The organism is Enterobacter sp. 22466 (genome assembly GCF_052044775.1).
GTDB lineage: Bacteria > Pseudomonadota > Gammaproteobacteria > Enterobacterales > Enterobacteriaceae > Enterobacter > Enterobacter dissolvens.
Genome location: NZ_JBQENX010000003.1, coordinates 327,708 through 341,166, shown reverse-complemented (window position 1 = coordinate 341,166; position 13,459 = coordinate 327,708). Strand labels below are relative to the sequence as shown.

Below are 13,459 nucleotides of genomic sequence, written 5' to 3'. Positions count from 1 at the left end.
TTAAATTCCGTCGCGTTCCAGTGGGCAGCTCATGCAGCGCGCGCCGCCGCGACCGCGTCCCAGTTCGTCGCCCGGGATTGGCAGCACGGCGATCCCCGCTTTGTCGTATTTCTCGTTGGTCCAGACGTTGCGCTCGTAGCCGATCACCACGCCCGGGCGGATGGTGAGCACGTTGTTGGCGTCATTCCACTGCTCGCGCTCGGCTTCAAAGGCGTCGCCGCCGGTGGTGATCAGGCGTACCTGATTAATGCCGAGCGCTTTCTCGATGGCGTGCAGCAGGTCGGTTTCCTGGGTGCGCAGCAGGCCGCCGCGTCCGTCCGGGGTGAGCGTCCAGCACTGGGCGTCTTTACGCACCACTTCCGGGTAGACGGAGAAGGTGTCCACGTCGATGTGGGTCATGACGGTGTCGAGGTGCATGCAGGAGCGGTGTTTTGGCAGCTCAACGGCGATCACGCGCTCGGCCTGGCGATGTTTGAACAGGCTGTTGGCGAGAAACTCCACGCCCTGCGGGGTAGTGCGTTCGGACATGCCGATCAGCACCGCGCCGCGGCCAATGACTAATACGTCGCCGCCCTCCAGGGTGGCGTGGTCATAATTAATATTCTCGTCGCCGAAATACTTAATAAATTCGCCATCGGCGAATGCCGGATGCCAGCGATATATGGCCCGCAGGTTATTGGTTTCACGCTGGCGGGCCGGTTTGGCCATCGGATTAATGGAGACGCCGTTATAAATCCAGCACGAGGTATCGCGGGTAAATAAATGGTTTGGCAGCGGCTTCATAATAAAATCATTCGCCGTGTGGGTATCCACCACCATATTTTTAATCGCCGCCGGAATTTCACCGTAGGTTAATCCGCCGCTCAGTCTGCGCGCCAGTTCCCGGTGCGGCATATCTGCCAGCCAGCCGCGCACGTCGCTGGCAAAGGTTGGTCCGAGACGGTAGTCGGAGATTTGCGTCTCCAGCAGCCAGGCCTTCGCCTCTGCAATATCAAGCGTTTGGGTGAGAAGGTCGGTCAACAGCAGGACTTCCACACCCTGCTCGCGCAGCGTGTTTGCGAAAATGTCATGCTCCTCACCCGCCCGCTCAACCGAGAGCACATCATCAAATAACAGCTCCTGACAGTTTGATGGGGTTAAGCGTTTCAGACTTAAATTAGGGCGGTGCAGCATCACGCTACGCAATTGACCAATTTCAGAACCGACATAATGCTTTTCCATAATTATTCCTTTAACTGTTTTTCAGAATAAAAAGGGCATGCGCCATATTCGTGTAATGATATGGCGGCTAAGCTCAATTGATTTCGTGGTCAATAGTAGGCGCTTAAATAAACCGTATTGTGACGTTGCTCACGTGAAATTAGGTATTGAGGGGTTTGTTTTCATTTGCATGATTCGCATCAGATAATGATTAATTTAATATTATTAACCGGTGAATAGCTAAGCAGGATCCGTTGGCATTATTTGAAGTTGTTATTATTTTGTAGAATTTAATGTTTTGACATATTTGGTTATGCTATTGATTTTAAATGATTTAATTCCGGTCTAGGAATGGCTATGCAGAATAGCCAATTAACTATTTTTGACTTAAGAAAAATCAATAAATAATTATGGAATTTAATAGCAAATAAACAAAATGATAAAGTGTGAAGCTGACGCGAGTTTTATGATGAAGGCAGTACGATCAGTGAGTTAGCGCCACGGCATCGTCACGGCGCGCTGAGGTTATGCATAACAACTGCATAAATGCCTGTGAGGGATTAACAGCAGATTAACACCTTTCCCGATAAACATGCGTTCGCGCAACTCTCCGCGAAAAAGGGCTGGTATGGCAGTTTGAATTCTCGTATAAAAGATAAAAATGAAACAATGTTTTATAATGAGGGTTTGATTATGATTATCGGCAACATCCACCATCTGCAAGTCTGGCTACCAGAACCCCTGCGTCAGGCCATTGAGCACGTTAAAGCCCACGTCACCGACGCCACGCCGCTGGGCAAACACGATATCAACGGCAACAACCTGTTTTATCTGGTCTCCGAAGACATGACCCAGCCGTTTGCCGAGCGCCGCGCGGAGTACCATGCGCGCTATCTGGACATTCAGATTGTGCTCAAAGGACAGGAAGGGATGACGTTCAGTACCTTGCCGCACGGCACCCCGGACACAGACTGGCTGGCGGATAAAGACATCGCGTTCCTGCCGGAAGGCGAGCAGGAGAAAACCGTGGTGCTGAGCGAAGGGGATTTCGTGGTGTTCTGGCCGGGTGAAGTGCATAAGCCGCTGTGCGCGGTGGGGGCGCCTGCTAAGGTCAGGAAAGTGGTTGTTAAGATGTTGGTGGGGTAACCCCTTACCCCTCACCCTAACCCTCTCCCCGTGGGAGAGGGCCGGGGTGAGGGCACCAGACCGCACCCTCTAATATGTGATCCAGCTTAAACTTCCCACACTCCCTCTTCCCTTCCCATTTACCTGCGCTTTTTCTGCGTCATAGTATGATCGTTAAATTAATGAACGCTGTTCTATAATGTAGAACAAAATGATTCAGCAAGGAGATCTCATGCCGCAGTCCGCGTTGTTTACGGGAATCATTCCCCCTGTCTCCACCATTTTTACCGCCGATGGCCAGCTTGATAAGCAGGGCACCGCCGAGCTGATCGACGATCTGATTGCGGCTGGCGTTGACGGCCTGTTCTTCCTGGGCAGCGGCGGCGAGTTCTCCCAGCTCAACGCCGAAGAGCGTAAAACCATTGCCCGCTTTGCTATCGAGCACGTCGATCGTCGTGTGCCGGTGCTGATCGGCACTGGCGGCACCAACGCCCGGGAAACCATTGAACTGAGCCAGCACGCCCAGCAGTCGGGGGCGGACGGCATCGTGGTGATCAACCCCTACTACTGGAAGGTGTCGGAAGCGAACCTTATCCGCTACTTCGAGCAGGTGGCCGACAGCGTTACGCTGCCGGTGATCCTCTACAACTTCCCGGCGCTGACTGGACAGGATCTGACGCCGGCGCTGGTGAAAACCCTGGCCGACTCGCGCAGCAACATCGTCGGCATTAAAGACACCATCGACTCCGTGGCCCATCTGCGCAGCATGATCCACACCGTCAAAGCCGCCCATCCGCACTTCACCGTGCTGTGCGGCTATGACGATCATCTGTTCAATACCCTGCTGCTCGGCGGCGACGGGGCGATCTCGGCCAGCGGCAACTTTGCTCCGCAGGTGTCGGTGAATCTTCTGAAAGCCTGGCGGGATAAAGACGTGGCGAAAGCGGCTGAGTATCATCAGACCTTACTGCAAATACCGCAGATGTATCAGCTGGATACGCCGTTTGTGAACGTCATTAAAGAGGCTATTGTGCTCTGCGGCCGCCCGATTTCTACCCACGTGCTGCCGCCCGCCTCTGCGCTGGACGCGCCGCGTAAGGCGCAGCTGAAAACCCTGTTGCAACAGCTCAAGCTCTGCTGAGCCGGACGATAACCATGACCATCGAGAACATTTTCACCCCGCAGGATGATGCGTTTTATGCGGTGATCACCCATGCGGCGGGGCCGCAGGGCGCGCTGCCGCTGACCCCGCAGATGCTGATGGAATCCCCCAGCGGCAACCTGTTCGGCATGACGCAGAACGCCGGGATGGGCTGGGATGCCAACAAGCTCACCGGCAAAGAGGTGCTGATTATTGGCACCCAGGGCGGCATCCGCGCCGGGGACGGACGCCCGGTTGCGCTGGGCTACCACACCGGGCACTGGGAGATCGGCATGCAGATGCAGGCGGCGGCGAAGGAGATCACCCGCAACGGCGGGATCCCGTTTGCGGCCTTCGTCAGCGATCCGTGCGACGGCCGCTCGCAGGGCACGCACGGCATGTTTGATTCCCTGCCGTACCGCAACGACGCGGCGATCGTGTTTCGCCGCCTGATCCGCTCCCTGCCGACGCGGCGGGCGGTGATCGGCGTGGCAACCTGCGATAAAGGGCTGCCCGCTACCATGATTGCGCTGGCCGCGATGCACGACCTGCCGACCATTCTGGTGCCGGGCGGAGCGACGCTGCCGCCGACCGTGGGGGAAGACGCGGGCAAGGTACAGACCATCGGCGCGCGCTTCGCCAACCATGAACTCTCCCTGCAGGAGGCCGCCGAGCTGGGCTGTCGCGCCTGCGCGTCGCCGGGCGGCGGATGTCAGTTCCTCGGCACGGCGGGCACCTCGCAGGTGGTGGCGGAAGCGCTCGGTCTGGCGCTGCCGCACTCCGCGCTGGCGCCGTCCGGTCAGGCGGTGTGGCTGGAGATCGCCCGCCAGTCGGCGCGGGCGGTCAGCGAGCTGGATAACCTCGGCATCACCACGCGCGATATCCTCACCGATAAAGCCATCGAAAACGCCATGGTGATCCACGCGGCGTTCGGTGGCTCCACCAATTTACTGCTGCACATTCCGGCCATCGCCCACGCGGCGGGCTGCACGATCCCGGACGTTGAGCACTGGACGCGGGTTAACCGCAGGGTGCCGCGCCTGGTGAGCGTGCTGCCCAACGGCCCGGACTATCACCCGACCGTGCGCGCCTTCCTCGCGGGCGGTGTGCCGGAGGTGATGCTCCACCTGCGCGATCTCGGCCTGCTGCACCTCGATGCCATGACCGTCACCGGCCAGACGGTCGGCGAGAACCTCGACTGGTGGCAGGCGTCCGAGCGCCGGGCGCGCTTCCGCCAGTGCCTGCGCGAGCAGGACGGCGTGGATCCGGATGACGTGATCCTGCCGCCGGAGAAGGCAAAAGCGAAAGGGCTGACCTCGACGGTCTGCTTCCCGACGGGCAACATCGCGCCGGAAGGATCGGTGATCAAGGCCACGGCCATTGACCCGTCGGTGGTGGGTGCCGATGGCGTTTACCGTCATACCGGCCGGGCGAGGGTGTTTGTCTCGGAAGCACAGGCCATTAAGGCCATCAAGCAGGAAGAGATTAAACAGGGCGATATCATGGTGGTGATCGGCGGCGGGCCGTCCGGTACCGGCATGGAAGAGACCTACCAGCTCACCTCTGCGCTCAAACATATCTCGTGGGGCAAGACGGTGTCGTTAATCACCGATGCGCGCTTCTCGGGCGTGTCGACGGGGGCCTGCTTCGGCCACGTGTCGCCGGAAGCGCTGGCGGGCGGGCCGATAGGCAAGCTGCGCGACAACGACATCATTGAGATTGCCGTGGATCGCCTGACCCTGACGGGCAGCGTCAACTTTATCGGCACCGCAGAAAACCCGCTGACGCCGGAAGAGGGCGCGCGCGAGCTGGCAGTAAGACAGACGCACCCGGACCTGCACCCTCACGACTTTTTGCCGGACGATACCCGCCTGTGGGCGGCATTGCAGTCGGTGAGCGGCGGCACCTGGAAAGGCTGTATTTATGACACCGATAAAATTATCGAGGTAATTAACGCCGGTAAAAAAGCACTCGGACTTTAATTATTTTCTGAGCAATACCGTCTACGGGAAATATTCCGTGGACGGTTTTTTCGTATCTTAAATTTATCAATATAAACAATGCGTTGTGATATATCGTTGGCGTCACAAAAGCAAAATATCGTAATTCGGAAATAAGATATGACCATTGCTGGTTAATTGAACAGCTCATTACACTCCATTAACACGATGTTGTGAAATCAGCATACGAAAATAAAGGTGCGATGATGATGCAATTAACCATGAAAGATAAAATTGGCTACGGGCTGGGTGACACCGCCTGCGGCTTTGTCTGGCAGGCCACCATGTTTCTGCTGGCCTACTTTTATACCGACGTGTTTGGCCTGTCGGCGGGGATTATGGGCACGCTGTTTTTGGTCTCCCGCGTGCTCGACGCCGTGACCGACCCGTTGATGGGGCTGCTGGTGGACCGCACCCGCACGCGTCACGGCCAGTTCCGCCCGTTCCTGCTGTGGGGGGCGATCCCGTTTGGCATCGTCTGCATGCTGACCTTCTACACGCCGGATTTCTCCGCGCAGGGCAAAATCATCTACGCCTGCGTGACCTACATTCTGCTGACCCTGGTCTACACCTTCGTTAACGTGCCGTATTGCGCCATGCCGGGCGTCATTACCGCCGACCCGAAAGAGCGTCACGCCCTGCAGTCGTGGCGTTTCTTCCTGGCGGCGGCGGGCTCGCTTGCCATTAGCGGCATCGCGCTGCCGCTGGTAAGCATCATCGGCAAAGGGGACGAGCAGGTGGGCTATTTCGGCGCCATGTGCGTGCTGGGGCTGACAGGCGTGGTGCTGCTCTACGTCTGCTTCTTCACCACCAAAGAGCGTTACACCTTTGAGGTGCAGCCGGGCTCGTCGGTGGCGAAAGACCTTAAGCTGCTGCTGGGCAACGGCCAGTGGCGGATCATGTGCGCGTTCAAGATGATGGCGACCTGCTCCAACGTGGTGCGCGGCGGGGCGACGCTCTACTTCGTCAAATACGTGATGGATCACCCGGAGATGGCGACCCAGTTTTTACTCTACGGCAGCCTCGCCACCATGTTCGGCTCGCTCTGCTCCTCCCGCCTGCTGGGCCGCTTCGACCGCGTTACCGCCTTCAAGTGGATCATCGTCGCCTACTCGCTGATCAGCCTGCTGATTTTCGTCACCCCGGCGGAGCATATCGCCCTGATTTTCGCCCTCAACATCCTGTTCCTGTTTGTCTTTAACACCACCACGCCGCTGCAGTGGCTGATGGCCTCTGACGTGGTGGATTACGAAGAAAGCCGCAGCGGGCGACGCCTGGACGGGCTGGTGTTCTCCACCTACCTGTTCAGCCTGAAGATTGGCCTGGCAATTGGCGGGGCGGTGGTGGGCTGGATCCTGGCGTACGTCAACTACTCCGCCAGCAGCAGCGTGCAGCCGGTTGAGGTGCTGACCACCATCAAAATTCTGTTCTGCGTGGTGCCGGTGGTGCTCTACGTGGGCATGTTCATCATGCTGTCGTTCTATAAGCTCACCGATGCCCGCGTGGAGGCCATCAGCCAGCAGCTGATCAAGCACCGCGCGGCGCAGGGCGAGGCCGTTCCCGACGCTGCGACAGCCGCATCCCATTAACCGGAGGCAATATGGAAATCACCAACCCAATACTCACCGGCTTCAACCCGGATCCGTCTTTGTGCCGTCAGGGCGAGGACTACTACATCGCCACCTCGACCTTCGAGTGGTTCCCGGGCGTGCGCATCTACCACTCCCGCGACCTGAAAAACTGGTCGCTGGTCAGCACGCCGCTGGACCGCGTGTCGATGCTCGACATGAAGGGCAACCCGGACTCCGGCGGCATCTGGGCACCGTGTCTGAGCTACGCCGACGGCAAATTCTGGCTGCTCTACACCGACGTGAAGATTGTCGACTCGCCGTGGAAAAACGGCCGCAACTTCCTCGTCACCGCGCCGTCCATTGAGGGACCGTGGAGCGAGCCGATCCCGATGGGCAACGGCGGGTTTGACCCGTCCCTGTTCCACGATGACGACGGCCGCAAGTACTACCTCTACCGTCCGTGGGGGCCGCGCCACCACAGCAACCCGCACAACACCATCGTGTTGCAGGCGTTTGACCCGCAGACCGGCACGCTCTCGCCGGAGCGCAAAACCCTGTTTACCGGCACGCCGCTCTGCTACACCGAAGGCGCGCACCTGTATCGCCACGCGGGATGGTACTACCTGATGGTGGCCGAAGGCGGCACCAGCTACGAGCACGCGGTTGTGGTGCTGCGTTCAAAAACCCTCGACGGGCCGTACGAGCTGCACCCGGAGGTGACGATGATGACCAGCTGGCACCTGCCGGAGAACCCGCTGCAGAAGAGCGGCCACGGCTCGCTGCTGCAGACCCACACCGGGGAGTGGTACATGGCCTACCTCACCAGTCGCCCGCTGCGCCTGCCCGGCGTGCCGCTGCTGGCCTCCGGCGGGCGCGGCTACTGTCCGCTGGGGCGCGAAACCGGTATCGCCCGCATTGAATGGCGCGACGGCTGGCCGTACGTGGAAGGCGGCAAGCACGCGCAACCAGCCGTGAAAGGCCCGCAGGTGGCGGAACAGCCTGCATCCGTTCAGGGCAACTGGCGGGAGGACTTTGACGGCAGCACGCTTGACCCGGAACTGCAGACCCTGCGCATCCCGTTCGACGACACCCTCGGCTCGCTCACCGCGCGGCCGGGCTACTTACGGCTCTACGGCAACGACTCGCTCAACTCCACCTTTACCCAGTCGACCGTGGCGCGCCGCTGGCAGCACTTCACCTTCCGCTCCGAAACGCGGATGCAGTTCTCGCCGGTCCACTTCCAGCAAAGCGCCGGACTGACCTGCTACTACAACAGTAAAAACTGGAGCTACTGCTTTGTGGACTACGAGGAGGGGAAGGGGAGAACCATCAAGGTGATCCAGCTCGACCACAACGTGCCGTCGTGGCGGCTGCACGAGCAGCCCATTCCGGTGCCGGAGAGTGCGGAGAGCATCTGGCTGCGGGTGGATGTGGATACGCTGGTCTACCGCTACAGCTACTCGTTCGACGGCGAGACGTGGCACACCGTGCCGGTAACGTATGAGGCGTGGAAACTGTCGGACGACTACATCGGCGGGCGCGGCTTCTTCACCGGCGCGTTTGTGGGGCTGCACTGCGAGGACATCAGCGGCGACGGCTGCCACGCGGACTTCGACTACTTCACCTACGAGCCGGCCTGACGGCTCAGGCCGGGTAGCCCAGCGCGCGTGACAGCTGGAGCCCGGCCTGCTGAAGCTGCTCGCGGAAATTAGCCAGCTCTTCGTCGTCCACGCGGGAGGTCAGCGTCGACAGGCTCAGGGCGGCAATCACGCGGGATTCATGGTTCCACACCGGTACCGCCACGCAGCGCACGCCCTGCTCGTTCTCTTCGCTATCCAGGGCATAGCCCTGCTCGCGGGTCTGCGCCAGGGCGCTCATTAAGGCTTCGCGAGAAGCAAGGGTAGAAGGGGTATAGGTTGTGTACTGATAGCCCTCCAGCAGAGCGTTCAGCTCGGGCTCGCCCAGCCAGGCAATCAACACCTTGCCGATGGCGGTGGCGTGAACCGGCAGGCGGCGACCGATGCGCGAATAGGCGATGGCGGCCAGCTTGCCTTCAATCTTCTCGATATAGACCCCTTCACGCCCGTCCAGGATCCCCAGATGGGTGGTCTGCCCGGTCCGCCGGGACAGCTCCGTCAGCCAGCCTTTCGCCTTCTGTCGAATATCGATGGAGCCCACGACGAAATGACCGCGCTCGACCAGCTTCATGCCGAGGCGATACTTGCCGTTCTCCGGGTTCTGATCGATATAGCCATGAAGCTGCAGGGTTTTCAGCAGCGAGTGGAGGGTACTCTTGCTTAGCCCCATCAGTTTGCTGATGTCGGTGATCTTAAGCTCGGTGGCCTGCTCGTTGAACAGGTCGAGGATCTGCAACGCACGTTCAACAGACTGAATAATCGGCATAATGCTGGTATGTCCACGCTGGAATTAAGGCGAAAACGTACCTTTTTCGGGGTGAAAAATCAATGAAATGGAGCCGGTGTTCTCCCTCTCCCTGTGGGAGAGGGCCGGGGTGAGGGCACCAGCGTGCAGAGGACCCAATCACTCCCCAAGCGTCGCCACCATCACCGCCTTAATCGTATGCATCCGGTTTTCCGCCTGGTCAAACACGATGCTCGCCGCCGACTCAAACACCTCGTCCGTCACTTCCATCCCGCCGTGCAGGTCGAACTCCTTCGCCATCTGCTTGCCGAGCGTGGTCTGGTCGTCATGGAACGCCGGCAGACAGTGCAGGAACTTCACGTCCGGGTTGCCGGTCAGCGCCATCATCTGCGCATTCACCTGATACCCGCGCAGCAGCGCAATCCGCTCCGCCCACTTCTCTTTGGCTTCGCCCATCGACACCCACACGTCGGTATAGATAAAGTCTGCGCCCTTCACGCCCACCGCCACGTCTTCCGTCAGGGTGATCTTCCCGCCGTGCTTCTCCGCCAGTGCGCTGCACTCCGCCACCAGGCTCTCTTCCGGCCAGCAGGCCTTCGGAGCCACCAGACGCAGATCCAGCCCGGTCAGCGCCGCTGCTTCCAGCATTGAGTTGCCCATGTTGTTGCGCGCGTCGCCCGCGTAGACCAGCGTCATTTCGTTAAACGCCTTGCCCGGCAGGTGCTCCTGCATGGTCAGCAGGTCCGCCAGCAGCTGCGTCGGGTGGAACTCGTTGGTCAGCCCGTTCCACACCGGCACGCCCGCGTACTGCGCCAGCGTCTCGACCACTTCCTGGCCGTGACCGCGATACTGAATACCATCGTACATCCGCCCGAGCACCCGTGCGGTGTCTTTAATTGACTCTTTATGCCCAATCTGGCTGCCGCTCGGCCCTAAATAGGTGACGCGCGCGCCCTGATCAAATGCGGCAACTTCGAAAGAGCAACGTGTACGGGTCGAGTCTTTTTCGAAGATGAGCGCGATGTTTTTACCGGTAAGCTTTTGTACTTCCTTGCCATTTTTTTTATCGGCTTTGAGCTGTGCGGCAAGAGTCAGCAGAGAATTGAGCTGTGCAGGGGTAAAGTCGAGCAATTTCAGAAAGTGTTTCTTGTACAGATCAGACATTTTATCCTCACATGGCGAACGCCACTTATTGAATTAAAATTCACTTTATATGTGTAATTATTCATTTGCAACCCCGTTTAACAAATCTTTCTTACAAAGGTGGAGGCAAACCCGTCCGTGTGTGAAAATAGAAGTATCTGCCGCACTTTAAAGAGGAATGAGCCATGGCAAACCCGGAACACCTGGAAGAGCAACGCGAAGAGACGCGTCTGATTATTGAAGAGCTGCTGGAAGACGGTAGCGATCCGGACGCGCTGTACACCATCGAGCACCATTTCTCTGCGGATGATTTCGACGCGCTGGAAAAAATGGCGGTGGAAGCTTTTAAACTGGGTTACGAAGTCACCGAGCCGGAAGAGCTGGAAGTGGAAGAGGGCGACACTGTCATCTGCTGCGACATCCTGAGCGAAGGCGCGCTGAAGGCGGAGCTGATCGACGCGCAGGTAGAACAGCTGATGAACCTGGCCGAGAAGTTTGACGTGGAGTACGACGGCTGGGGAACCTACTTCGAAGATCCGAACGGTGAAGACGGCGAAGAAGGCGACGACGAAGATTACGTCGACGAAGACGACGACGGCGTGCGTCACTAAGCGTTTCAGGCGGTGGCCCGCGCCACCGCTTTTTCAAGGCAGAACCATGGATTACCCGCAGATACTCGCCCCCGTACTCAACTTCCTCCAGTGCCCGACCCCGCAAGCATGGATTGATAAAGCCCGCGACCCGGCGAACCTGCCGCTGCTGCTCACCGACCACATGGTGTGCGAGCTCAAGGCCGCCCAGACCGCGCTGCTGCTGGTGCGTAAATACGTCGCCAATGAAAGCGGTGCCGACACGCTGCTCGACTGGCTCAAGCCCTACGAACTGTTCACCTTCCGCGACGGCCCGGAGCCGGACTTTATCGCCCTGCATAAGCAGATTGGCAAAAGCGTGATGCCCAAAACCGACGACCCGTGGGGCCAGGCGCTTATCGACAGCATGGTGTTGCTAATTAAGGAAGAGCTGCACCACTTCTGGCAGGTGCGCGAGGCGATGCTGGCCCGCGATATTCCGTACGTCAAAATCACCGCCAGCCGCTACGCCAAAGGGATGCTGAAGGAAGTGCGCACCCACGAACCGCTGACGCTGATCGACAAGCTTATCTGCGGCGCCTACATTGAAGCCCGTTCCTGCGAACGCTTCGCCGCGCTGGCTCCGTTCCTCGACGACGACCTGCAAAAGTTCTATCTCTCGCTGCTGCGCTCGGAAGCGCGCCATTATCAGGATTACCTGACGCTGGCCCAGCAGGTGAGCGACGACGATATCTCACCGCGGATAAAGCTTTTTGGCGAAATTGAAGCCACACTTATCTCGACACCGGACAACGAGTTTCGCTTCCACAGCGGCGTGCCGGTGTAAACCGGCATAATTCAAGGATAAGGATGCGAGATGAATAAAAAGTGGACCCGTATTGTGATTGTCGTCATTGCGGCTGCCGCCGTGGCGTTCTGGGTGTTTTTCGACAGGCAGCGCGCCCCGGAACGGCAGATGGATAACGCCCTCAACGCGATGCCCGCCTGGCAGGTGATTAAGGAGCAGGAGCCCGCGCTGCATCAGCGCATCCTCGACCAGATGGCCGCCCTGCAAAAAGCGGGCGAGCCGGAGCAGCAGATTATCGACACCATCCAGCCGCAGATCCTGCATCTGCAGATGACGCGCCTGCAAAACGCCCCGGACGCCAACGTGGTGAACTACATGACCATCAATATGGAGCAGACCGCCGCCATCCAGAAGGTGAGCGACGACGCCTGCTTCCGCTTCCTCTACCCGATGGTGAAGGGCGGCATCAACCCAATGCGCATGCTGGATAAAGACCTGATGGCGCGGCGCATGCAGGCCGACGCCGACATGATGCGCGCGGCCTACGGCAAAAACCGCCACACCGTGACCCCGGCCGAACGCGAGGCGGCCGTCGAGGATGTGCGGCCGATTATGAAGCAACTTGCCGACAAGTACGGTGAGGACATCCAGCTGCTGCAGATGCCGGAGAAGGCGGCGGGCAAAGAGAAGCTCTCCTGCGATATGGTGCAGGAGATGTGGGCGAAGGTGCTGGCGCTGCCGGAGCTGAAGGCGGCGAGGGTGATTCGGCTGGCGGTATCTGAGTTGGACTGACGAAGGGCGCTGGTTTTTTGGGCACTTAGCGCGGGTTTCGCGCGTCGTCGCTTGCATGGCGGCGCGCGACAGGTATAATCCACAACGTTTCCGCATCCCCTTCAGTGCCGAAGTGGCGAAATCGGTAGACGCAGTTGATTCAAAATCAACCGTAGAAATACGTGCCGGTTCGAGTCCGGCCTTCGGCACCAATCTACGCTGAGCGCGCAGCTCCGGCGGCACGTCTGTCTCATCGAAGCTGAAGATCTTAGGGATGATGCGCATAGGGCAAGTGGCGATATAGAATGGTCGTCCAGCCTGGACACCCCTTACGGCGGGGAAAGAGTAGCAATAATCTGCATCAAAGTTAGCCATGTTCTAGTCCCTGTATTAAAGACGCAATTACGTTACATTTTACGTAAAAAATTTCTTAGAACGAAATTTTTATGATGATAAAACACGAATTGTTAAAGTTTTACGTATGGTTTGACGTAACTCTTTGCTGTGTTTGGTTCTTTTTGAATGTAAACCTCGTGCCAAAATTTGAAGTAACAACGTGGCCTTATGAGCTCTGGATTGATACCAATTGCTTTGGCATGGAAGAAGTTTACTTTGTTCCACGGTCTTTCAAGAGCGTTAATCGTTGTGTAGGAGCTGACACCGAAGTTGGCGAGCGAAACCTCGTTCCTTTTCGAGAGCCGCTAAAACATATGCTTTGTACCAAACCATTCTTCATATCCTCTTGGAAA

Annotated in this window: 12 protein-coding genes, 1 tRNA gene and 1 pseudogene; 9 read left to right on the top strand and 5 right to left on the bottom strand. The window is 58.4% G+C overall.

Going from position 1 to position 13,459, the window contains the following annotated elements; all coding sequences use genetic code 11:
* A complete protein-coding gene (gene arcA, locus ACTJJI_RS11440; protein ID WP_440654106.1) occupies positions 1-1,221 on the bottom strand; it encodes an arginine deiminase in 1,221 nt (406 codons plus the stop codon).
* Between the two features lie 672 nt (positions 1,222-1,893).
* Here arcA and ACTJJI_RS11435 point away from each other — a divergent pair.
* The 5 genes from ACTJJI_RS11435 to ACTJJI_RS11415 all read left to right on the top strand — a co-directional run bounded on the left by ACTJJI_RS11435 (position 1,894) and on the right by ACTJJI_RS11415 (position 8,677).
* The gene (locus ACTJJI_RS11435) at positions 1,894-2,346 is read left to right on the top strand and encodes a YhcH/YjgK/YiaL family protein (protein ID WP_046887660.1); all 453 of its coding nucleotides are present in this window, start codon (positions 1,894-1,896) and stop codon (positions 2,344-2,346) included.
* Between the two features lie 211 nt (positions 2,347-2,557).
* A complete protein-coding gene (gene yagE, locus ACTJJI_RS11430) occupies positions 2,558-3,466 on the top strand; it encodes a 2-keto-3-deoxygluconate aldolase (RefSeq protein ID WP_153908244.1) in 909 nt (302 codons plus the stop codon).
* Positions 3,467-3,480: 14 nt separating this feature from the next.
* Positions 3,481-5,448: a xylonate dehydratase YagF gene (gene yagF / locus ACTJJI_RS11425; protein WP_440654103.1), complete on the top strand. Its 1,968-nt coding sequence runs from the start codon at positions 3,481-3,483 to the stop codon at positions 5,446-5,448.
* A gap of 224 nt (positions 5,449-5,672) precedes the next feature.
* Positions 5,673-7,055: an MFS transporter gene (locus ACTJJI_RS11420; RefSeq protein ID WP_440654212.1), complete on the top strand. Its 1,383-nt coding sequence runs from the start codon at positions 5,673-5,675 to the stop codon at positions 7,053-7,055.
* A gap of 11 nt (positions 7,056-7,066) precedes the next feature.
* Positions 7,067-8,677 (top strand): glycoside hydrolase family 43 protein, encoded by a 1,611-nt coding sequence (locus tag ACTJJI_RS11415; protein WP_440654101.1) that lies wholly within the window; start codon positions 7,067-7,069, stop codon positions 8,675-8,677.
* Between the two features lie 4 nt (positions 8,678-8,681).
* Here the strand turns inward: ACTJJI_RS11415 and xynR are convergent, their stop codons facing one another.
* The 3 genes from xynR to argL all read right to left on the bottom strand — a co-directional run bounded on the left by xynR (position 8,682) and on the right by argL (position 10,648).
* Positions 8,682-9,440: a DNA-binding transcriptional repressor XynR gene (gene xynR / locus ACTJJI_RS11410; protein ID WP_440654099.1), complete on the bottom strand. Its 759-nt coding sequence runs from the start codon at positions 9,438-9,440 to the stop codon at positions 8,682-8,684.
* A 138-nt stretch (positions 9,441-9,578) separates the two neighbouring features.
* A complete protein-coding gene (gene argF, locus ACTJJI_RS11405; protein ID WP_440654097.1) occupies positions 9,579-10,583 on the bottom strand; it encodes an ornithine carbamoyltransferase in 1,005 nt (334 codons plus the stop codon).
* The gene (argL, locus tag ACTJJI_RS11400) at positions 10,553-10,648 is read right to left on the bottom strand and encodes a putative translational regulatory protein ArgL (RefSeq protein ID WP_213014347.1); all 96 of its coding nucleotides are present in this window, start codon (positions 10,646-10,648) and stop codon (positions 10,553-10,555) included. The genes argF and argL overlap by 31 nt, the downstream gene beginning before the upstream one ends.
* Positions 10,649-10,747: 99 nt before the next feature.
* Between argL and rraB the strand changes: the two genes are divergently transcribed.
* The 4 genes from rraB (at position 10,748) to ACTJJI_RS11380 (ending at position 12,922) form a co-directional block, all read left to right on the top strand.
* Positions 10,748-11,173 carry a ribonuclease E inhibitor RraB gene (gene rraB, locus ACTJJI_RS11395; RefSeq protein WP_006810300.1) on the top strand — a complete coding sequence of 142 codons (426 nt, stop codon included), beginning with the start codon at positions 10,748-10,750 and terminating at the stop codon, positions 11,171-11,173.
* Positions 11,174-11,219: 46 nt separating this feature from the next.
* Complete coding sequence (gene miaE, locus ACTJJI_RS11390; RefSeq protein ID WP_440654094.1) at positions 11,220-11,978, top strand: tRNA isopentenyl-2-thiomethyl-A-37 hydroxylase MiaE; 759 nt, start codon at positions 11,220-11,222, stop codon at positions 11,976-11,978.
* Between the two features lie 30 nt (positions 11,979-12,008).
* Positions 12,009-12,731, top strand: coding sequence for a topoisomerase II (locus ACTJJI_RS11385; RefSeq protein ID WP_440654092.1), 723 nt, complete (start codon positions 12,009-12,011; stop codon positions 12,729-12,731).
* A gap of 106 nt (positions 12,732-12,837) precedes the next feature.
* Positions 12,838-12,922: transfer RNA gene (locus ACTJJI_RS11380), tRNA-Leu, on the top strand.
* A 4-nt stretch (positions 12,923-12,926) separates the two neighbouring features.
* Here ACTJJI_RS11380 and ACTJJI_RS11375 read toward each other — a convergent pair.
* A pseudogene (locus ACTJJI_RS11375) lies at positions 12,927-13,085 on the bottom strand (DNA sulfur modification protein DndB); the annotation flags it as partial.
* Positions 13,086-13,459: the final 374 nt, after the last annotated feature.